Genomic DNA, 20,207 nt, shown 5'->3' on the forward strand with positions numbered 1-20,207 from the left:
TCGGGAGTTGGATCAGGAATCGGCGCGGGCGCCGAGTTTCGGGAAGATCTGCAGGACCGCGCCGATGCAGAACAGGTAGGCCCCGGTCAGGGTCACGGCCCACATCAGCCACGGCGGGCTGTCGAAATGCAGCAGCAGCGCGTAGGCGCTGAGCGCCGACCACACAGCAAACACCGTCAGGTTGACCACGCGCAGCCGAACCACCCGGACCGGATGCAGGAAATTAATGGGCAGAAAAGTCATGAAGACTGCGGCAAGAACAACAATGAAAGCCGTCGGTTCGGCAGGTTTTATGACAAAAAGCGTGAACACCAGCATGTTCCAGACGACCGGAAAGCCCGAGAAGAAATTCTCGTCCGTCTTCATCCCCATGTCGGCGTAGTAGATGGCGCTCGACATGACGATCAGACCTGCGGCGACGAAGGACAGGGGCTCGCCGATCATCCCGCTCTGGTAGAGCGCAAAGGCGGGAATCAGCACGTAGGTGACATAATCGATGACATTGTCGAGCATCGTGCCCGACCAGTTCGGCAGCACTTCCTTGACCTTGAGCCGGCGGGCAATCGGGCCGTCGATGCCGTCGACCAGCATCGCCAGGCCGAGCCACCACCAGAGATCGATGAAGCGGCCCTCTGCGGCGGCCACCAGCGCCAGGAAAGCCAGGAAAGAACCGCTCGCCGTCAGGATATGGACGGAAAAAGCCCTGATCTCCGCGTATGGCACGCGGCGGTATTTGAATGGAAGTTTCATCGCCCCAACTCTCCATGCCTCCCGGCTGCCTGCTCGTCTGTGCTCACAAGCGCGCCCGGTCCTCGTCTTCCGCGTTGTGCCGGGTGTGAGTGATCTCCGCTCTGCCCGCCCGCGTCTCCGGCTGAGACCACACCCGTCACTGCCACGGTTCCGAATCAAAAGACAGTCACGTCCGATCGGAATCGAAGGCGCATCGCCTGGGCGCCGCGAACTCGGTATGATGATCTCCGCCGCGACCCAGCGCCTCCCCGCGCTCACGCGACCAGGGCGCCAGCGACCAGCGCCGCCCCCCACAGTGCCACTATGGTGCCGCCAAGCGCGCTTGTCACCCGGCCACGGCCGGTTATCTCCAGAAAAGCGAACACGGTCAGCGCCAGCATCCAGAGCACGTTCATCGAGCCGGTCACCAGCACCACGAGCATCAGGGACCAGTAGCAGCCGAGCGACCACATCGCCTCCCTCGTGCCGGTCCGGAAAAGGTGCCATGGCGCTGCGCCGGCCGCCGCCAACCTCGCCGGCATGGAGCCGCGGCACCTATCGAGGCAGATACGCCGGGGTCGGCTGAACTGGTAGAGCCCGGCGCCAAGCAGGATCGAGCCCGCCGCCACGCCCTGCAGAGGGACGACGGCATCCTGCCCCGAGGCGAGCTCCACGCCGTACTGAACGGCGGCGAAGGCCGGAGCGGCCAGCAGCCACACCGCCAGGTAGCCGGCGACAGCGAAGAGCGCGCCGAGCCCGGCATCGTCCCGTCCGCCCGCCGCGGCCGCGGGACGGCCTGCCATGGGCGCGGCCATCGGCAGCATCATCGCCATTGCCATCGCCATCCACATCACGCACAGCGCCAGAAAGCGCACCGGACGCGGCCAGGCAGCGATGAACTGGGGATCGCCCGCCGAGAGGCACAGATTGGCGAGCCGGGCAGCCACCGACCCAGGCTCGGCCGGAAGATAGAGTGCAATCACCTCCATCCCCGGACCCAGCGCCGCCGCCGATCCACCGGCCTCTGCCACGGCTCCTGCCATCGCGGCAAGGAACCACCACGCCATAAGAACCGCAGCCGCCAGCACTCCAAGTGCCGGCCAGGAGGAATGGGCTCCAACCCCCGCGGCCCGCCATACGCCCGGCCCGGATGGGTCGAGCCGGCCATCGCCCGGGTCCTGGATGCCGTCTTGACAGGCCATGCGCCAATTCATCCCATGGAATTCATCAGTCTAGCCATGTAAGGGGGGTGAGGAACAGGGGCTATCGACCGAAAGGCCGATGGCGGCTTCCTTTTGGCAAATGCAAGGCGCGCCCCCCGGGGCGCATATTCAGGATCGGACCAGGTCATGAGCAAGCGTTTCGACATCGCCGTCACAGGCGGCGGCCTGGCCGGTTCCGTCGCGGCCCTCGCCGCCGCGGCCAGGGGGTGGACCGTGGCCTTCGTGGCGCCGCCGCCCCCGGCTCACGACGGTCGCACCACGGCGCTTCTCTCGGAATCCATCGCGCTGCTTGACGAGCTGGGCGTCTGGAACGGCATTGCCGCCCGATCGGCGCCGCTGCGGACCATGCGCATTCTCGATGGCACTGGACGGCTGTTTCGCGCTCCCCCGGTTGCCTTCCGCTGCGAAGAGATCGGCCTTGACTGCTTCGGCTACAACATTCCCAACCAGCCACTGCATGACACGCTGCAGGCACGGATCGCCGATACCGTGCACATCACCCGCTTCGGCAGCCCGCTTGCCTCGGCGCTGACGACAGCCGATGGGATCGACGTGACGCTGGCCGACGGGACGCCGCTCTCGGCCGAGATGGTACTGGCGGCCGATGGACGCAATTCAACGACCCGCGAGGCCGCCGGCATCTCCGTGCGCGCCTGGACCTATGACCAGACCGCCATCGTGCTGACCTTCGCCCACAGGCTGCCGCACAACGACATCTCCACCGAATTCCACACTGAAACCGGCCCTTTCACCCAGGTTCCGCTGCCCGGCAACAGATCCAGCCTCGTCTGGGCGGTGGCTCCAGGCCATGTGGACGGGATCATGGCGCTGCCGGCCGACGAGCTCAACCGCCGCATCGAGGCGCGCATGGCCTCCATCCTGGGCGCCGTCACTGTCGACAGTCCGCTGCAGAGCTATCCGATGTCCGGGCAGATCGCCCGCGCCTTCGGCTCCGGCCGCACCATGCTGGTGGGCGAGACAGGACATGCCTTCCCGCCGATCGGGGCGCAGGGTCTCAATCTCGGACTGCGCGACATCACACAGGCGATCGCCGCGGTCGTGGACGCCGGGGGGCCGAGCCGTGCCACGGAAGCAGTCTCGGCCTTCGATCGGGCGCGCCGTCTCGATGTCGGCAGCCGTACCGCCGGCGTCGACATGCTCAACCGCGTGCTGCTGACATCCTTCCTGCCTGTCCAGATGCTCAGGTCCGGCGGCCTGGCGGTCCTGGGCGCCGTCGGGCCGCTGCGGCTCCTTGCCATGCGCGAAGGCATGACCCCGGGCTGGCGCAGCGCCCGGCCCGCGGAACCGTCCTCAGCCCGGAAACAGATCGGCGGGCAAGGTCCCCGAGGTGATCAGCCATAACAGGGCCGAAACCGTCGCCACCGATGAGACCGTGGTGAGCAGCACGGTGGCCGAGGCGCGTTCGACCCAGACGGAGTACTGCTGGGCGATGACGAACACATTGGTCGCCGTCGGCAGCGATGCCAGCAGCACCGCGGTGAACACCCAGACCGGTTCGAAGTCGCCGATCCAGCTCATTGCCAGATACATCAGCAACGGATGCAGGATCAGCTTGATCGGCACGATGAAGCCGAGTTCGACCGGCACCCGCTTGAGCGGCCTGAGCGCCAGCGTCACGCCCATGGCAAACAGCGCGCAAGGTGCGGCGGCCTGGGCGAGATAGTCGATCATCCGGCTCACGGGCAGCGGCGGCACGAATTGCAGCCAGGCCGCTCCGACGCCGACCGCGGTGGCGATGATGAAGGGATGGAACGCGATCTTGCGCACCACGACCACCGCGAGCTCGGCCGGCGTGCGGTCCTCGTCGCCCGACAGCGCCATCATCATCGGCGCGATGGTGAAATGCATGATGTTCTCGAAGCAGAAGATCAGTGCCACAGGCACCGCGGCCGGCTCGCCGAAAGCCAGGATGGCGATGCCCGGGCCCATATAGCCGATATTGCCGTAGGCGCCCGCAAGCCCCTGCACGGTGGCGTCGGCGATCGGCGCCCGGCGCAACAGGATCGCCATGGCGAAGACGAGCGCGAAGATCGTGTAGGTGACGAACATGCTGGTCAGCACAAAATCCCACCGCGCCAGTTGCTCGATCGGCGTGCGCGAGAGAAGCTTGAAGAACAGCGCGGGCAGCGACACATAGATGATGAAGGTGTTGAGCCATCCCATCGCCTCCTGCGGCTGCCGGGTGATCTTGGCTGCTACAAAGCCGAGCAGGATGAGTCCGAAGAAGGGTAATACGAGCCCGGTGATTTCCGCCATGATGCTTCCTGCTCCGTTTCCCGGCCGCGTGTCCCGGACCGATACGGACCGGCCGCGCAGCAGAGACCCGTCATGCGCTAAGGATCACGGCTGGCTCAGTCAAGGAAAACCGTTGATTTCCCGCGTGCCAATGCCCATCTTCGACGGAAAAGGAATTTGCCCATGCAAGCAAGATTAGCCAGGTTTCGTATCGGTCAGGTGGTCAAGCACCGGATCTTCCCCTTCCGCGGCGTCATCTACGATGTCGATCCGGTCTTTGCCAACACGGAGGAATGGTGGAACGCCATCCCGGTCAACGTGCGCCCCAGCAAGGACCAGCCCTTCTATCATCTGCTTGCCGAAAACGACGAGACCGAATACTGCGCCTATGTTTCCGAGCAGAATCTGCTTGCCGACGACAACGCCGCGCCGCTGCGGCATCCGCAGTTGCGCGAGATCTTCGGCGGCCGCGTCGACGGCTTCTACATGCCGAAGGAACGGTTGAGCCACTGACGCCTCGTCCGCCCGCATTCAGTGGCGGGACGGACAGACAGCGGACAGCAAAAAGCCCGGACGGCCTTTCAGGTCATCCGGGCTTTTGCACATCTGAAGTGCTGTCAGGCCTACTGCTTCTTGGCAGCAGCCTGGGCTTCCTCGAGCTTCTTGCGGGCCTCTTCGGCCTTCTTCGACATTTCTTCCTGCAGCAGGCGCTGACGCTCCTGCAGCTCGGACTGGGCGATCGGGTCGCCGTCATAGGCCTGGGTGAAACCGGCCAGCGAGATCTTGATCGGGTTGGGCGAGCGCTGGAAATTGACCGAGGTCAGCACCAGTTCCCCACCCTTCTTGTAGGCGGCAATCATCGCGTCCGTGAGCACCACTTCGGCCACGCACTTGTCGGGCATGCAGATCGAATAATCGATCTTCTGCGGCTGGCCGCCGTCCACCTGGATGCCGATGCCCGGAGGGATCAGGCGGGCGGAGGGAACCGAAACCTGCAGCACCTTGCGGTTAACCTTGCCGGTGACGTTGATGAGGCCGATGGCGGTCAGCAGCTGGCCCGACGGAGCGGCGATGATGTTCTGCACGATGCAGACATCGTTGTCTTCCTGCTTGGTGCAGACCTTGTACCAGCCCTGCTGCGGGGCCTGCTGCGCCGTGGCCGGAGCGGCGGTGAAAGCGACGGCAGCGATGCCGGCCGAGATGACGGAGGCGAAAAGGGTCTTTGTCGTGGCGTTCATATGCTTCAATCTCTCCTGCAAAGCGCCCGGAGGCACCGCGCGCCTGATGCGCGTTTCCCGCGTGGTCGTCCAGTGTCGCGCTTCTGTTCGTAAATTGAGGCGACAGCATGACCGTTCGTGGTCTCCCTGTTAGCGCGTGTGCATGGACAATTCCAGCCCGCGCGCGGAAAATCCCTGCAAATAGTGCAGCACCCCGCGGGCCTGTTCTGGTGCCGCGCGGCCTTCCCGTGTAGGTTTTGGAGGGAATCGGCGGCCTGCGGCCCTCGCCCGCCGCCCATCCCGCGGCCAACCCGGATCGGTGAGACATGACCTACCCAAATCTGCCAGGGCGCACCCGCATGTGGCGACTTGCCCTTGCCCTCGGCCTGGCGTTGCTGGCGGCGCCGGCCGCGACCTCGGCGGAACCCGTCCACGGCATAGCCATGCACGGCGAACCGGCGTTGCCGATGGACTTCGACCACCTGCCCTACGCCAATCCGCATGCGCCCAAGGGCGGCAAGGTGGGTTATGGCGTCGTCGGCACCTTCGACAGCGTCCGTCCCTTCATCCTCAAGAGCATGCGCACATTCGCCCGCGGCGTGGTCGATCTCGAATACGGCAACCTTGTCTACGAGACACTGATGCAGCGCTCTGTCGACGAACCTTTCACACTCTACGGCCTGCTGGCCGAGAGCGTCGAATGGGACCCGGAGCGCAGTTTCATCCAGTACAACATCAATCCCAGGGCGCGCTGGTCCGATGGCGAGCCGGTGACCGCCGACGACGTCATCTTCACCTTCGAGCTGCTGCGCGACAAGGGCCGTCCGCCCTATGCCGGCCGCCTCGACGCCGTCGCCTCGATGAAGAAGATCTCGGACCTCAGTGTCCGCTTCACATTCAACGAAAAGGCCAGCCGCGAATTTCCGATGATCCTGTCGATGTCGCCCGTGCTGCCAAAACACGCCATCGATCCCGCCACCTATGACCAGTCGTCGCTGGAACCGATGGTCGGGTCCGGTCCCTATCTCATTGACGAGATCAGGCCCGGCGAACGCATCCGCTTCAAGCGCAATCCCGACTACTGGGCCAGGGATCTGCCGATCAAGCGCGGCCTCGACAATTTCGACGAGATCTCGATCGAGTATTTCCTCTCCGCATCGGCCCAGTTCGAAGCCTTCAAGAAGGGGCTGTTCGACGTCTATCCGGACGGCAGCGCCAGCAACTGGCAGCGAGGCTACGACTTTCCCGCCGTCCATTCAGGCGAGATCGTCAAGGAGACCTATGCGTCGCAGACCCCGTCGGGCGTGTTCGGCTTCGTCTTCAACACCCGCCGCGACCTGTTCAAGGACATTCACGTCCGCAAGGGCCTGACCTGGCTGTTCGATTTCGAATGGGTCAACCGCAACCTCTACGACAACGTCTACACCCGCACCCAGTCGTTCTGGCAGGGCTCCGACCTTTCCAGCCTTGGCCGGCCCGCCGACCAGCGCGAACGCGGCCTTATCGCACCCTTCTCCGACGCGGTGCCCGCCGGGATCATGGACGGGACCTGGCGTCTGCCGGCCACCGATGGCTCCGGCCGCGACCGCAAGGTGCAGCGCGCCGCGCTGGACGAACTGCAGGCCGCCGGCTACGCCATCAGGGGCGGCAAGCTGGTCGATGCAAACGGCAAGCAGCTTTCCTTCGAGATGATGACCCAGAACGAGGGCCAGGAAAAGCTCGCCATCGCCTACCAGCGCTCTCTGGCAGCGCTCGGCATCAACATGGCGATCCGCACCGTCGACGACGCCCAGTATCAGCAGCGCAGCCAGACCTTCGATTACGATATGATCGTCAAGTCCTATCCGTCCTCGCTGTCGCCGGGATTCGAGCAGATCGGTCGCTGGGGCTCCGCCTCGCGAGACCAGCCCGGCAGCTTCAATTTCGCGGGCGTCGCCGATCCGGCGGTGGACGCCATGATCGATGCTCTTCTGAACGCGGTCAGCCTGGAGGACTTCCAGTCCGCCGTCCGCGCCTATGACCGGGTGCTGCTTGCCGGCTACTATGTGGTGCCGACCTATCACCTGGCCGAAACCTGGATGGCGCACCGCAGCTACATCACCGGCCCGGCCGGCAAGCCGCCGCTCTACGGCTATTATCTGCCCGCCTGGTGGGACGGCCGGGTGGAAAAGCCCTGACCGCCGCCCTAGGTTCAGGGCTGCAGAAAAGGAGAAGATCATGAGCAACAAGCCCCTCTCCGTGGACATCGTCTCCGATGTCATGTGCCCATGGTGCTATATCGGCAAGCGCCGCCTGGAGCAGGCGCTCGCCGGCATTGGCGGCGCCTTCGAGGTCGACATTCGCTGGCGCCCCTACCAGCTCGACCCGACATTGCCGAAGGCCGGCAAGGACCGTCGGCGCTATCTCGAGGACAAGTTCGGCGGCCCCGATGGCGCCACGCAGGCCTATCGGGCGGTGCGACAGGCAGCCCAGGATGACGGCATCGATTTCGATTTCGATGCCATAGAGGTGTCCGCCAACACGCTCGACGCCCATCGGCTGATCCGCTGGGCCGGCTCGGAAGGATCAGAGACCCAGGGCAAGGTCGTCGACGCGCTGTTCCGGATGTATTTCGAGGACGGACGCAACATCGGCGATGACGCCGTGCTCATCGAGGCCGCCGCCGATGCCGGCATGGATCGCGCGGTGATCGCCACCCTGCTCAAGGGCGACGCCGACCGCGCCGAGGTCCGGGCCGAAATCGACATGGCCCGGGAGATGGGAGTGACCGGCGTACCGTGCTTCATAATCGACAACAAATACGCCGTGATGGGCGCCCAGCCTGCCGACACGCTGGAAGACGCGCTGCGGGAGATTTTCGCCAACCGGCACACGGAAGCCGGGGAGAGTGCCACCGGTCGCGGCTGATCGGCGTGGGAGCGCGGTTCGGCACTCGCCCACGCGGGTCCCCGGGCTAGCTCGCCTCGTAACGGGCCCGACTGAGGCTGATCACCGCCGCTACCGCGGCGCAAACCCCGGCAAGCACCAGCGCCAGGTTGGGGGCGATTGACAACGGCGCAAGCGCGAAGATGACCGACATGGCGATGGAGCCCATGGTCTGCCCGGTCAGCCGCGCCGTGCCCTGCATGGCTCCCGCAGCGCCACTGCGGGCCTTGGGCGCCGACAGGAGCAGGATCCGGTTGTTCGGCGTCTGGAACAGGCCGAAGCCGCCGCCGGCCAGCACCATTCCCAGAACAAACAGGATCGCCTTCGGATCGGCGGGTGCCAGCCCGGCAATCAGCAGCCCGGCCGCCATCAGGCCGCCGCCGATGGCGCACAGCCAGGCGGTCTTGATCCGGTCGGCCAGCCGGCCGGAGACCGGAGCGATGATGATCGTCGCGGCCGGCCAAGCCATCATGTGGAGGCCGGCCAGCGCAGGCGACATGCCCATTGTATGCTGCAGGTAGAAGGGTATCGCCACGAATCCCAGCATCTGGCCGGTGAAGCAGACAACCGACCCGATGGCCGCGATCCGGAAGCCGGGCTCGGCCAGCAGGTCCGTCGGCACGATCGGCGTGCTCGTATCTCGTTCCAGCCGGAGCAGCGCGAAGAGGCAGAGGGCGGAGCCGGCAATCAGCGCCGCCCCGCCGACGGGAGCCTCGGCAATCCGGTCGGCGCCGGCGAAGAACAGGAGGAACATCAGCGTGTTGGCCGCCAGCGCCGCAAGGTTGAACCGCCGCCTGACGCCCCCGAGGTGGCCGAGAAAACCGCCGCAGGCGAGCACCACGATGCCGATCGGGATATTGACCGCGAACAGCCAGGGCCAGCTCGCCAGCGACAGGATCGCGCCCGCCACGCCGGGGCCGGCCGCCGAAGAGATCGCCACCGCCATCGTGTTGAAGCCGATGATGCTGCCGAGCATCCGCTCCGGCACCGCGAAACGCAGGTTCATCGCCGCCAGCGCCATGATCGCCCCCGCCCCCAGGCCCTGGACGAAGCGCGCCCCCACCAGCATCGGCAGGCTGGTCGCTATCGCGCAGGCGGCCGAGGCCAGCGTGAAGACGGTGACACCGATCAGGAACACCCGCCGCGGCCCGTAGATCTCGCCCAGCGCGCCGCAGGGCAGCAGCGCCACCAGCACCGCGAGCTGGTAGCTGGAGACGACCCACACCGTGTCGCCCGGATGGGCGCCGAGCGAGGCGGCGATGGATGGCAGCGCCACATTGGCGATGGCGGCGTCCAGAACGACAAGAATCAGCGCCATCAAAAGCACGGCGACGGCAAGGTGCCGCCGCGGCGCGGGCAGTCCGTCATCGGCGAGGTCGAGTGGTCTTGCATAGGTCATCGGGCACACCTCATCATCTGGCATCCGCACAGAGATATCCGCGAGCTCCCGATTGCACCATACGCAACAGAGGAAAACCACCGTTGCACCGAACGCCATGCATCGATACAGTAGCCCCATGCCCGATATCGACCTAAACCTGCTCGTGGCCCTTGACGCGCTGCTGCGCGAGAAGAGCGTTTCGGGCGCCGCGCGCAGGCTCGGCCTGAGCACCTCGGCCATGAGCCGCACCCTGGCGCGGCTGCGGGTTGCGCTCGGCGACCCGATTCTGGTGCCGGCCGGACGCGCCATGGTCGCCACGCCGCATGCCGAGGCGATCGCCGGCGAGGTTCGCACGCTGACGGCGGCGGTGCAGACGGTGCTCAGCCCTTCCCCGCCGGTAGAGATCCGCGATCTCAGGCGCGATTTCACCATCCGGGCCAACGATTCCTTCGTGCTGCTCTACGCCGCCCGGCTGAGCGCCAACGTCACCAACGCCGCACCCGGCGTGCGGCTGCGCTTTGCCCCCAAGCCCGACAAGGACATCGAACTGCTGCGCGACGCCACCATCGACCTCGACATCGGCGTCGTGTCCGGCGACGGCGCCGAACTGCGCGGCCAGACCCTGTTCGAGGATTCCTTCGTCGGCGTTGCCCGGACCGGCCACCCGATCCTGTCTGCGCCGCCCGTGGACGCCGGGCGCTATGCCGCCTGCGGCCACGTCGTGGGCTCCCGGCGCGGCGAGTTCAACGGCCCGGTCGACGACGCGCTCGCCGAACTCGGGCTCACGCGCAAGGTGCATCTGGTGGTGCCAAGCTATCCGGCCGTGATCGCGGTGGCTGCGGCGTCCGATCTCATCGGCCTGGTGCCGCGGTCCTGCTGCCAGCCGGGCACGATGGCCGGCGTCGAGCAGTTCGCGCTGCCGGTGCCCACGCCCCGCGTGGTCATCACCCAGACCTGGCACCCGCGCATGGACGCCGACCCGGTGCACCGCTGGCTCAGGGCGCTGATCTTCGAGGAGTTCCGGTCCTGGAGCACGTCGAGGACCGGTGATCCCGCCTCCGAGCGGAGGGATGGGAGTCGGCCGGCATCCAGGGGACAGTATGATTTTGAGGGGACCAGGCCTCAGGGCTGAGCGCCATGTGTAGACCGCCGCCACCTCCGCGACGAGCCTCCCGGCTGGCGGACGCGAGCCACTGGCTGCCGGGTCGAGCCGGCATGACGGAGGAGAGAGCGGCGTCAGACATCACGCCACACGGCTGGGGTCGCTTCTGGACCGGCATGAGAGAGCGTCGCCGGCGTCAGACATCAGGCTTCGCTTCCGAGGCTCACCTCGCACTCCGGACAAGCGGCGCGCACCGGATCCCTCTGCCCCTCACCCCGGCCTCGGGCCGGCATGGCCTCACGTCCCGCGCCGCAGCGTGATGCGGGTCAGCTCCGCAGGCCGCCCCAGCCGCAAGGCAAAGCCCGGCCAGAGCGCAGTGCCGTTGTTGACATAGAGCTGCATGGCTCCGATCCTGTAGAGGCCCGAGACGAAGCCATTGTTGGCGCGCGCCAAGAGCCGGTCCATGCCGACGATCATGCCGCCATGGGTATGTCCCGACAGCTGCAGCGCCACGCCGGCCTCGGCGGCCTGTCTCGCCTGGCCCGGATGATGGTCGAGCAGGATGACTGGAGCCCCCTGCGGGGCGCCCCTGAGCGCCACCCGGAGATCGGATGCGGGCGAGCCGGCCCGGGCGGCTGAAAGATCGTTGAGCCCCGCGATCACCAGCCTGGCCTCCCCGCGCTCGATCACCGCATGACGGTTGGCCAGCACCTGCATGTTCATGGCCGCGAAGTGCCGCATATAGGCGCCCGCGTCGAAGAAATACTCATGGTTTCCCGTAATCGCGTAGATGCCGTCGCGGGCGACGAGCTTGCGCAGCGGCTCGACGTCACCGCGCCGCCTGTCAAGCGTGCCGTCGATGAAGTCCCCGGTGATGACGATCATATCGGCATCGAGTGCATTCGTCGCCGACACCACCGCCTCCGTCCAGGCCGCTGGAAACAGCCGGCTGATGTGCATGTCGGTGAGCTGCACCAGACGGTATCCGTCGAATTCCGGCGGAAGATCGGCAATGGCGATCTCCATGTCCTTGAGCGGCGGCACCACGACGGCCTGGCTCACGCCCAGCACCGACAGGGCAAGGGCGGAAATTCCGAGTGCGTAGCGAACGCCGGGAGCGATGGTGGGGAACGTCCATTGCATCAGCGCGATGCCGATCGTCGTTGCATCGAGGACGAGTTGGAACACGGCCAGCATCGCCACGGCCGCGAACACGATGTTGAAGCCGATCACCAGCGATCTCGGGAACTCCGGCGCAAACACCGACCCCGACGACAGCCGGGAGACCAGATGGTATTGCGAGCCGATCAGCAGCACGAGCGCGAGCATCAGCTTGAACATCCAGGGCCAGGGCAGCGGCAGGATGAAGCGGACAACGACAATCAGCCAGGGAAGTCCGAACACGAAATGAAACATCAGCGGGGCGCCTCTGGTCTGAGCGGAGAAATCCGGCGGGAACAGACGCGGGATCGGCGATGGGAAGCGAGGAGCCGCCGGCTCCCTGCTCGGGTGAAAGGGGTCCCGGCGATCCGGTGCCGGGATTCGAACGCGCGGGCGCTCCGGGATACGGCATATGGGTTGCTGAACCAGTGTTGCCCAGAGTGACAGGGGATTTTGTTGCTGCCGCCATCCCTATCCCGTCGAATCCTTGAGCGCCAGTCCGATCGCCAACGCCAGCAGCAGCGTGACCGCCGCAGCCAGCGCCATGCCGCCCGCCACCAGCGCCGCGGCCCGGACCGCGCCGATGCGCAGGTCGCGCATGAACCAGCGGGTCTCCGCCTGCCCGTACCAGAGCACCGCTGCGAGCACGGCGGCAAGGCCGGTCGCCAGTCCGCGCTGTTGCGGGATCAGCATCAGGTCGAGTCCAAGACCGAGCAGCAGGACAAAGGGGGCAGCCACGTAGCACTGGCTGTAGAAGGGCGGCCTGAGCGTATCCCGGGTCAGCCGGACGCCCTTGCGCCGGAGCAGGCTTGTCGCCATCACGAGCGGGAAAGCGCTGAAGATCACGCCGCGGACGATGAGCAGATTGGAGCCGGTGGAAAGCGCCTTGGGAATTGCCGCGTGCTCGTAGATCGACGGCAGCGCCGATGACAGCGCCTGCGCGATCATCAGGGTGATGAGCAGGAACAGCGGCGGACTGAGCGTGTCCTCGTACTGTTGCTCCGGCCTGTCGGAGAGTTCGACATCGGCATAGCGCATCATCTGCAACGGATTTGAGACCGCGCGCCACATCGTCACCGGATAGAAGATCAGCCAGGACACCAGCTCGTAGAGCAGTTCCTCGAGCGACTTCAGCAGCCTCATCAGATCCAATGGACGCGCTCCCACAAGCGTGCATGGTGACGCCTGGAGACGGACCGCACCAACGGACCGGCCGTCTCCTGCCTTGCGTAGCAAGCGCCCTGAGCGCGACCGGACCGGTGTGGGCCGCGTCGGCGACTCCGCATCATTCGACTACTGCTTGGAAGAACCCGAGGGTATGGACTGGGCCGTCACCGTCTGCAGCTTCAGGTGCGATTTGACCAGTGCCGGCTTTTCATAACTGCGTTTCATCGCGCCATACCTCTTGGGATCAGGGAAATTCCCGGGACCAACGACTATCGAGGTTAGAGGTGGGCCGAGCCGCTGGCAAGTCCCTTGCGGCTGTGAACAGGACAGCCGCAAGTCGGATTTCGGTCAGGCGGAAACTGCCGATAGGCTTATCGCCTCTGTGTCAAAGTCCCTTGATCACGGTATGGGCGCTCGCAACCGAGCCAACGGCAGCCTCTTCCCCAGAATCGTTTCGGTGCTGCATGCTGCCCCTGTGTCAGCCTCAGCGGAACTCCTGCACGACCTCTATCTCGCCGACGATAGTGGCATTGAACGCGGCGAGCCCTTCGGCCGGGATCCAGTATTCGCGATGGGCTCGCCCGCCGGCCTCCTGCACATCGTAGCCACCGAGAAAGTCCTTTCGCACACGAAAGCGCGTCACATAGCCAGAACCGCTCGCCGGGACATTCCAGTCGCGGGCGATCCTGACGGCATAATCCTCGGTCAGCACCGGATAGAAAATAGGCTGTTCCGGCAGGCGTGGCGGAAAGGCCCGCATTCCCGATTGCCGGATCAACTCAAGCTCTTTCGGGCCCACCGGGCGCCAGAGAACGACGGTTGCAGGGTTGTCTGTCATGCAGCCAATAAGCAAGATTCCAGCGACGTGGCAAGGGCCGGCCCACCGCCCTCACCCGCCCTTGACCGCCAGCTCCGCCAGCTGCGTCATCACCACGGCCGCGCCAGTCAGACGCTTTTCCGGCGTCGGCAGGTCGCGGATGAAGACCACGCTCTGGTCGGGGCGGATCTTGGCGAGCTGTCCCTGCCGCGAGATCAGCTGCACCAGGCCCGCCGGGTTGGGGAATTCCTTGTTGCGGAACTGCACCACGACGCCCTTCGGACCGGCGTCGAGCTTCTCGACATTGGACTTGCGGCACAGCGCCTTGATGAAGACGATCTTCAAAAGATGCTGCACCTCGACCGGCATCGGACCGAAGCGGTCGATGAGTTCGGCGCCGAAGCCGTCGATGTCCTCCACCTCGGTGACCTCGCCAAGCCGGCGGTAGAGGCCCAGCCGCAGATGCAGGTCGGGGACGTAGTTTTCCGGGATCATCACCGGCGTGCCCACCGTGATCTGCGGCGACCAGCCGGTGTCGACGATGTCATCGTCGCCCTTGATCTCGGCCACAGCCTCCTCGAGCATGTGCTGGTAGAGTTCGAAGCCCACTTCCTTGATGTGGCCGGACTGTTCCTCGCCCAGCAGATTGCCGGCGCCGCGGATGTCGAGGTCGTGGCTGGCGAGCTGGAAGCCGGCGCCGAGCGTGTCGAGCGACTGCAGCACCTTGAGGCGGCGGTCGGCGGTGGCGGTCAGCGTCCTGTTGACCGGCAGCGTGAACAGCGCGAACGCTCGCGCCTTGGAGCGACCGACGCGGCCGCGCAGCTGGTAGAGCTGCGCCAGGCCGAACATGTCGGCGCGGTGCACGATCAGCGTGTTGGCGGTTGGCACATCGAGGCCGGATTCGACGATGGTGGTCGACAGCAGAACGTCGTACTGGCCGTCATAGAAGGCGTTCATGATGTCGTCGAGTTCGCCCGGCGCCATCTGGCCGTGCGCGATGGCGAATTTCAGCTCCGGCACATCCGAACGGAGCCAGGCGGCGACATCGTCGAGATCGGCGACGCGCGGGCAGACATAGAAGCTCTGGCCGCCGCGATAGTGCTCGCGCAAGAGCGATTCCCGCACCGTGAGCGAATCGAACGGCGAGATGAAGGTCCTCACCGCCATGCGGTCGACCGGCGCGGTGGTGATGAGCGAGAGCTCGCGCACCCCGGTCATCGCCAGTTGCAGAGTGCGCGGGATTGGCGTCGCCGACAGCGTGAGCACATGCACGTCGGACTTCAGCTCCTTCAGCCGCTCCTTGTGCTTGACGCCGAAATGCTGCTCCTCGTCGATGATCAGCAGGCCGAGATTGGCGAAGTCGATCGAGGCGCCGAGCAGCGCGTGGGTACCGACGACGATGTCGGTCTTGCCCGACTTGAGCTCCGCCTTGGTCAGCGCCAGTTCCTTCGAACCGACCAGCCGGGAGGCCTGCTGCACCCTGAGCGGATAGCCGCGCAGGCGCTCGGTGAAGGTCTTGAAATGCTGACGGGCGAGCAGCGTCGTCGGCACCACGACCGCCACCTGCACGCCGTTCATCGCCGCGATGAATGCCGCGCGCAGCGCCACTTCGGTCTTGCCGAAGCCGACATCGCCGCAGATCAGACGGTCCATCGGCCGGCCGAGGCCGAGATCGGAGCGCACCGAATCGATCGCCGCCTGCTGGTCCTCGGTCTCGTCATAGGGGAAGCGGGCGGAAAACTCGTCGTAGAGACCATCGGGTGCCATCAGCGCCGGCGCCGTGCGCATGTGACGCGCCGCGGCTATGCGGATGAGATCTCCGGCCATGTCGAGAAGACGCTTCTTGAGCTTCGCCTTGCGCGACTGCCAGGCGACCCCGCCAAGCTTGTCGAGCTGCGCCTCGGCGCTGTCCGAGCCGTAGCGCGACAACAGGTCGATGTTCTCGACCGGCAGGAACAGCTTGGCGTCGCCGGCATAGTGCAGTTCCAGGCAGGCATGCGGCGCGCCGGCCGCCTCGATGGTCCTGAGCCCGACGAACCGGCCGATGCCGTGCTCGGCGTGCACCACCAGGCTGCCCTCGTCGAGGCCGGAGACCTCGTTGATGAAATCGGCGCCACGCTTCTTGCGCCGCGAACGCCGCACCAGCCGGTCGCCGAGAATGTCCTGCTCGCCGATGACCACCAGGTCGCCGGTCTCGAAGCCGCCCTCGATGGCAAGCACCGCGGACGCCGCCTGCCCCGGCTTCATGGCGCGGGCGGCGGCGAGGTCGGCCACCGGCACGATGCGCTCGAGCCCGTGCTCACCGAGCACCTGCAGCAGCCGGTCGAGCGAGCCCTCGCTCCAGGCGGTGATCAGCACCTTGGAACCTGCCGCCCGGCGTTCGCCGACATGGGCGACCACCTTGTCGAACAGGTTGACCCGGCCCTCGTCCTTGCGGTTTTCCGCCTCCGCCGCCCAGCGCGGCCCGACACGGGCATCGACGGCAACCACATGCCTGACCGAGGTCTCCGGCTCCTGGAACGGCGAGATGCGAATGGCGGCGCGCTGCTCGAGTTCGCGCGCCAGCTCATGCTCGTCGAGATAGAGCAGGTCCGGCGGCACCGGCTTGTAGGGGGCGGCCTGCATGCCCGACGCCTTGTGCTGGCTCAGCGCATGCTCGCGCGCCTGGTAGTGGTCGACGATCTGTGCCCGGCGCTCCGTGGCCGCCTCGGCCACCATGTGATCGGTGACGATCCGGAAGCCGTCGAGATAGTCGAAGACGGTCTCGAGCCCTTCGTGAAACAGCGGCAGCCAGTGCTCCATGCCGGCGAAGCGGCGTCCCTCGCTGATGGCCACATAGAGCGCATCGTCGCGGGTGGCGGCGCCGAAGCGGGCGAGATAGTTGGTGCGGAAGCGGCTGATGGTCTGCTTGTCGAGCGTCACCTCGCTCATCGCCTGCAGTTCGAGCGACGCCGCCTTGGCCGTGGTCCGCTGGGTCGCCGGATCGAAACTGCGCACGCTTTCCAGCGTGTCGCCGAAGAAGTCGAGCCGCACCGGCTCCTCGCCACCAGGTACGAAGACGTCAAGAATGCCGCCGCGCACCGCATACTCGCCGATTTCCCGCACGGTGTCGGTGCGCTCGAATCCCTGCCTCTCGAGGCGCGCGACGAGATCGTTCATGGCGAGCACGTGTCCCGCGCGCGCCGTAAAGCCCAGCTCGCGGATCGCGGCCTTCGGCGGCACCTTCTGCAGGATCGCGTTGACCGTGATCAGCACGATGGCGCCATGCGGCTTCTCCGCGATTCCGACCAGTCCGGAGAGCGCGTTGAGCCGCTGCGCCGAAACATCGGCGCCCGGCGACACCCTGTCATAGGGCAGGCAGTCCCATCCCGGCAGGATGAGCACCGGGATATCGGGCGCCACGAAGGCCAGGTTCTGCTCGAGGTCGGAGGCGCGCTGGCCGTCGGAGAGGACATAGGCGACCGGGGCGCCGGCGCGGGCGAGATCGGCCAGCGCGAACGCCTCCATGCCCTGCGGGACGCCGGAGAGCGTCACCGGCGAGCGGGCGGCGGCCACGGCGCGTGCGGAGAAGGCCTCGGTCATGAACGCTCGGCCGGATCGGATATCAGCCCGCCATCGGCATGGAAATCCGGACGGTAGGCGGCGACGCGGCGGAACAGGCCGGTGTCGAAATGCGCGGGCACCGGTTTCTCGCCGGTAATCCAGTTGAGAATGTCCGCATCGTCCTCGATCATCAGCACTTCCAGCTCGTCGAGTTCCTGCTCGCTGAGCCCCGCCAGCTCGTTGTCGGCAAAGCCGCCGAACATCAGGTCCATCTCGCGGATGCCGCGGCGCCAGGATCGGATGAGGATTCGGCGGCGGCGTGGATCGAGGTCGGCGCTGCTGCGTCTGGTGCCGGTCATGGCTGCCCTTTCAAATCAAGCGCCTCCTTAGCGCAGGCTTGCCCAATTGTCAGCTTGCGTTTCGGGGTTTTTCCCATTCTTGTGCGCCGATGCGACCACTCGAACTCGATCCGCTTTTCCGCACCGTCGAAAGCCTGCCCGGCATCGGGCCGAGGCTCGCCAAGCTGTTGAGCAAGCTGGCGGGACGCGAATCGGCAGAGGACACAAGGGCGCTGGACCTGGTGCTGCTGCCGCCGCACGGGCTCATCGACCGCAGCTTCAATCCCGGGATCGCCCACGCCCCCGAAGGGGTCGTCGTGACGCTCGAGGTTCGCGTCGACCGCCACCAGCCTGCGCCGAAGGGCAACCGTCGCATCCCCTACCGCGTGTATGTCCACGATGACACCGGCGAGATGGCGCTCACCTTCTTCCACGCCCAGCCGGCCTGGCTCGAAAAGCAGCTCCCGGTGGGCGAGATGGTGATGATCTCGGGCAAGGCCGAATGGTTCTACGGCCGCCCGGCGATGGTGCATCCCGATCACATCGTGGCGCTCGCCGAGGCCGACACGCTGCCCGCCTTCGAGCCAGTCTATCCGCTGACCGCCGGCCTGTCGCCGAAAGTGCTGCGCAAGGCGATCGAGGCGGCCCTGGCGCTGCTCCCGGACTTGCCGGAATGGGCCGACCCGCATCTGGTCCGGCGTCTGGGGTTCCCCGCCTTTGCCGATGCGGTCCGCGCCCTGCATGATCCGCGCGACCGCCATGACATCGACCCGCAGGCCCTTGCCCGCCGCCGGCTCGCCTATGACGAGCTGCTCGCCGGCCAGCTGTCGCTGGCGCTGGTCCGCGCAAGCCTGCGCAAGCTGCCGGGCAAGGCGGTGCGGGCCCCGGGCCTGCTCAGGCAGCGGATTGTCGACGCGCTGCCGTTCTCGCTCACCGAAAGCCAGCGGCTGGCGGTGGCCGACATCCTCTCCGACATGGCCCGGGACGAGCGCATGCTCCGCCTGCTGCAAGGCGATGTCGGCTCCGGCAAGACCGCGGTGGCGCTGATGGCTATGGCCGACGCGGTGGAATCGGGCGGACAGGCGGTGCTGATGGCGCCGACAGAGATTCTCGCCCGCCAGCACCATGCCAGCCTGTCGAGGATGGCCGAGGCCGCGGGAATCGAGGTCGCCGTGCTGAGCGCGCGCGCCAAGGGCAAGGAGCGCGCGGCGATCCTGGCGCGCATCGCCTCGGGCGAGGCGCGCATCATCATCGGCACCCACGCCCTGTTCCAGGAAAGTGTCGTCTATCACGATCTGGTGCTCGCCGTGGTCGACGAGCAACACCGCTTCGGCGTCCACCAGCGCCTGCGCCTGACCGCCAAGGGCACGGCGCCCCACATGCTGGTGATGACCGCGACGCCGATCCCACGCACTCTGGTGCTCTCGGCCTTCGGTGACATGGACGTCTCCAAACTCACCGAGAAGCCCGCCGGCCGCAAGCCGATCGCCACCGTCACCATCCCCGACGACCGCATCTCCGACATCGTCGCCCGGCTGAAGGCGGCGCTCGAGGACGGCAGGAAGGCCTACTGGATCTGCCCGCTGGTCGAGGATTCCGAGGACAGCGACCTGATGAGCGTCGAGTCTCGCCACGCGAGCCTTTGCAAGGCTTTCGGCCCTGGGCTGGCGCCGCTGGTGGCGCTCGTCCACGGCCGCATGTCGGCCGAGGAAAAGGACAACGCCATGCTCGCCTTCAAGCGCGGCGAGACGCGGCTCCTCGTGGCGACCACTGTGATCGAAGTGGGCGTCGACGTGCCCGACGCCACCATCATGGTGATCGAGCATGCCGAGCGCTTCGGCCTTGCGCAACTCCACCAGCTGCGCGGCCGCGTCGGCCGCGGCGACGACGCCTCGAGCTGCATCCTGCTCTATCATTCGCCGCTGGGGGAAACGGCGCATGCGCGCCTGGCCGTGCTGCGCGAGACGGAAGACGGCTTCCGCATCGCCGAGGAGGATCTCAAGCTCAGGGGCGAAGGCGAATTGCTCGGCACCCGCCAGTCCGGCCTGCCCGGATTCCGGCTCGCCAACCCGGCCGTGCACGGCGACCTGATCGAGATCGCCCGCGACGACGCCCGCAATGTGCTTGAAAGCGACCCCGACCTCGCCACCCCGCGCGGCGCGGCATTGCGGATGCTGCTCTACCTGATGCGCCGCGACGAGGCGATCCGCTTCCTGCGCGCCGGCTGAGACCGCCACGCAGGAAGCCGACGCGCCCGATGTCCGACGCCCGCGCCACTCTCACCTCCGTCATTCCGGGCTCGACGCGGCATCCAGCAGGCGATAGCCACAGGCGAAAACCAAACCCGC

General features: G+C 66.6%; 16 protein-coding genes. 6 read left to right on the plus strand and 10 right to left on the minus strand.

Features of this window, described 5'->3' with window-relative positions; genetic code table 11:
• Nucleotides 1-12 precede the first annotated feature (12 nt).
• Together pcsA and DFR52_RS03925 are read right to left on the minus strand one after the other, a co-directional pair.
• Nucleotides 13-750 carry a phosphatidylcholine synthase gene (gene pcsA, locus DFR52_RS03920; RefSeq protein WP_110030578.1) on the minus strand — a complete coding sequence of 246 codons (738 nt, stop codon included), beginning with the start codon at nt 748-750 and terminating at the stop codon, nt 13-15.
• Nucleotides 751-1,004: 254 nt separating this feature from the next.
• Nucleotides 1,005-1,931 carry a copper chaperone gene (locus DFR52_RS03925; RefSeq protein ID WP_158284847.1) on the minus strand — a complete coding sequence of 309 codons (927 nt, stop codon included), beginning with the start codon at nt 1,929-1,931 and terminating at the stop codon, nt 1,005-1,007.
• A 147-nt stretch (nt 1,932-2,078) separates the two neighbouring features.
• Between DFR52_RS03925 and DFR52_RS03930 the strand changes: the two genes are divergently transcribed.
• Nucleotides 2,079-3,314, plus strand: coding sequence for a UbiH/UbiF family hydroxylase (locus DFR52_RS03930; RefSeq protein ID WP_110030580.1), 1,236 nt, complete (start codon nt 2,079-2,081; stop codon nt 3,312-3,314).
• Here the strand turns inward: DFR52_RS03930 and DFR52_RS03935 are convergent.
• A complete protein-coding gene (locus tag DFR52_RS03935; RefSeq protein WP_110030581.1) occupies nt 3,264-4,229 on the minus strand; it encodes an AEC family transporter in 966 nt (321 codons plus the stop codon). The genes DFR52_RS03930 and DFR52_RS03935 overlap by 51 nt on opposite strands.
• Before the next feature lie 162 nt (nt 4,230-4,391).
• Between DFR52_RS03935 and hspQ the strand changes: the two genes are divergently transcribed.
• Nucleotides 4,392-4,721, plus strand: coding sequence for a heat shock protein HspQ (gene hspQ / locus DFR52_RS03940; protein ID WP_110030582.1), 330 nt, complete (start codon nt 4,392-4,394; stop codon nt 4,719-4,721).
• Nucleotides 4,722-4,831: 110 nt separating this feature from the next.
• On the opposite strand, the gene DFR52_RS03945 is transcribed toward hspQ, so the two are convergent.
• Nucleotides 4,832-5,446 carry an invasion associated locus B family protein gene (locus tag DFR52_RS03945; RefSeq protein WP_110030583.1) on the minus strand — a complete coding sequence of 205 codons (615 nt, stop codon included), beginning with the start codon at nt 5,444-5,446 and terminating at the stop codon, nt 4,832-4,834.
• A gap of 338 nt (nt 5,447-5,784) precedes the next feature.
• Here DFR52_RS03945 and DFR52_RS03950 point away from each other — a divergent pair, with 338 nt between their 5' ends.
• Both DFR52_RS03950 and DFR52_RS03955 read left to right on the plus strand, forming a co-directional pair.
• Nucleotides 5,785-7,602, plus strand: a complete 1,818-nt coding sequence (locus DFR52_RS03950; RefSeq protein ID WP_110030584.1) for an extracellular solute-binding protein — start codon at nt 5,785-5,787, stop codon at nt 7,600-7,602.
• A gap of 40 nt (nt 7,603-7,642) precedes the next feature.
• Nucleotides 7,643-8,332 carry a DsbA family oxidoreductase gene (locus DFR52_RS03955; RefSeq protein ID WP_110030585.1) on the plus strand — a complete coding sequence of 230 codons (690 nt, stop codon included), beginning with the start codon at nt 7,643-7,645 and terminating at the stop codon, nt 8,330-8,332.
• Between the two features lie 46 nt (nt 8,333-8,378).
• On the opposite strand, the gene DFR52_RS03960 is transcribed toward DFR52_RS03955, so the two are convergent.
• Nucleotides 8,379-9,677 (minus strand): MFS transporter, encoded by a 1,299-nt coding sequence (locus DFR52_RS03960; protein ID WP_110031116.1) that lies wholly within the window; start codon nt 9,675-9,677, stop codon nt 8,379-8,381.
• Between the two features lie 190 nt (nt 9,678-9,867).
• On the opposite strand from DFR52_RS03960, the gene DFR52_RS03965 reads away from it, so the two are divergent.
• Entirely contained in the window at nt 9,868-10,863 is a 996-nt protein-coding gene (locus DFR52_RS03965) for a LysR family transcriptional regulator (RefSeq protein ID WP_110030586.1), read from the plus strand.
• Nucleotides 10,864-11,130: 267 nt separating this feature from the next.
• Here DFR52_RS03965 and DFR52_RS03970 read toward each other — a convergent pair whose 3' ends face one another.
• The 5 genes from DFR52_RS03970 to DFR52_RS03990 all read right to left on the minus strand — a co-directional run bounded on the left by DFR52_RS03970 (nt 11,131) and on the right by DFR52_RS03990 (nt 17,880).
• Nucleotides 11,131-12,249 carry a metallophosphoesterase gene (locus DFR52_RS03970; RefSeq protein WP_110030587.1) on the minus strand — a complete coding sequence of 373 codons (1,119 nt, stop codon included), beginning with the start codon at nt 12,247-12,249 and terminating at the stop codon, nt 11,131-11,133.
• Between the two features lie 216 nt (nt 12,250-12,465).
• The gene (locus tag DFR52_RS03975; protein WP_245415215.1) at nt 12,466-13,137 is read right to left on the minus strand and encodes a permease; all 672 of its coding nucleotides are present in this window, start codon (nt 13,135-13,137) and stop codon (nt 12,466-12,468) included.
• 508 nt (nt 13,138-13,645) lie between these two features.
• On the minus strand, nt 13,646-13,999 hold the full coding sequence (locus tag DFR52_RS03980) for an ADP-ribosylation/crystallin J1 (RefSeq protein WP_110030589.1): 354 nt from the start codon (nt 13,997-13,999) through the stop codon (nt 13,646-13,648).
• Between the two features lie 51 nt (nt 14,000-14,050).
• Complete coding sequence (gene mfd, locus DFR52_RS03985) at nt 14,051-17,560, minus strand: transcription-repair coupling factor (protein ID WP_110030590.1); 3,510 nt, start codon at nt 17,558-17,560, stop codon at nt 14,051-14,053.
• Nucleotides 17,557-17,880, minus strand: coding sequence for an FAD assembly factor SdhE (locus DFR52_RS03990; protein WP_110030591.1), 324 nt, complete (start codon nt 17,878-17,880; stop codon nt 17,557-17,559). Before DFR52_RS03990 ends, mfd begins: the two co-directional genes overlap by 4 nt.
• An 89-nt stretch (nt 17,881-17,969) precedes the next feature.
• Between DFR52_RS03990 and recG the strand changes: the two genes are divergently transcribed.
• Nucleotides 17,970-20,087: an ATP-dependent DNA helicase RecG gene (gene recG / locus DFR52_RS03995; protein ID WP_110030592.1), complete on the plus strand. Its 2,118-nt coding sequence runs from the start codon at nt 17,970-17,972 to the stop codon at nt 20,085-20,087.
• Nucleotides 20,088-20,207: the final 120 nt, after the last annotated feature.

This window comes from Hoeflea marina (assembly GCF_003182275.1).
Taxonomy (GTDB): Bacteria; Pseudomonadota; Alphaproteobacteria; order Rhizobiales; family Rhizobiaceae; genus Hoeflea; species Hoeflea marina.

Coding starts and splice junctions, on each gene's coding strand:
- pcsA (WP_110030578.1), bottom strand. CDS start 750: ATGAAACTTCCATTCAAATACCGCCGCGTGCCATACGCGGAGATCAGG.
- DFR52_RS03925 (WP_158284847.1), bottom strand. CDS start 1,931: ATGGCCTGTCAAGACGGCATCCAGGACCCGGGCGATGGCCGGCTCGAC.
- DFR52_RS03930 (WP_110030580.1), top strand. CDS start 2,079: ATGAGCAAGCGTTTCGACATCGCCGTCACAGGCGGCGGCCTGGCCGGT.
- DFR52_RS03935 (WP_110030581.1), bottom strand. CDS start 4,229: ATGGCGGAAATCACCGGGCTCGTATTACCCTTCTTCGGACTCATCCTG.
- hspQ (WP_110030582.1), top strand. CDS start 4,392: ATGCAAGCAAGATTAGCCAGGTTTCGTATCGGTCAGGTGGTCAAGCAC.
- DFR52_RS03945 (WP_110030583.1), bottom strand. CDS start 5,446: ATGAACGCCACGACAAAGACCCTTTTCGCCTCCGTCATCTCGGCCGGC.
- DFR52_RS03950 (WP_110030584.1), top strand. CDS start 5,785: ATGTGGCGACTTGCCCTTGCCCTCGGCCTGGCGTTGCTGGCGGCGCCG.
- DFR52_RS03955 (WP_110030585.1), top strand. CDS start 7,643: ATGAGCAACAAGCCCCTCTCCGTGGACATCGTCTCCGATGTCATGTGC.
- DFR52_RS03965 (WP_110030586.1), top strand. CDS start 9,868: ATGCCCGATATCGACCTAAACCTGCTCGTGGCCCTTGACGCGCTGCTG.
- DFR52_RS03970 (WP_110030587.1), bottom strand. CDS start 12,249: ATGTTTCATTTCGTGTTCGGACTTCCCTGGCTGATTGTCGTTGTCCGC.
- DFR52_RS03975 (WP_245415215.1), bottom strand. CDS start 13,137: ATGAGGCTGCTGAAGTCGCTCGAGGAACTGCTCTACGAGCTGGTGTCC.
- DFR52_RS03980 (WP_110030589.1), bottom strand. CDS start 13,999: ATGACAGACAACCCTGCAACCGTCGTTCTCTGGCGCCCGGTGGGCCCG.
- mfd (WP_110030590.1), bottom strand. CDS start 17,560: ATGACCGAGGCCTTCTCCGCACGCGCCGTGGCCGCCGCCCGCTCGCCG.
- DFR52_RS03990 (WP_110030591.1), bottom strand. CDS start 17,880: ATGACCGGCACCAGACGCAGCAGCGCCGACCTCGATCCACGCCGCCGC.
- recG (WP_110030592.1), top strand. CDS start 17,970: ATGCGACCACTCGAACTCGATCCGCTTTTCCGCACCGTCGAAAGCCTG.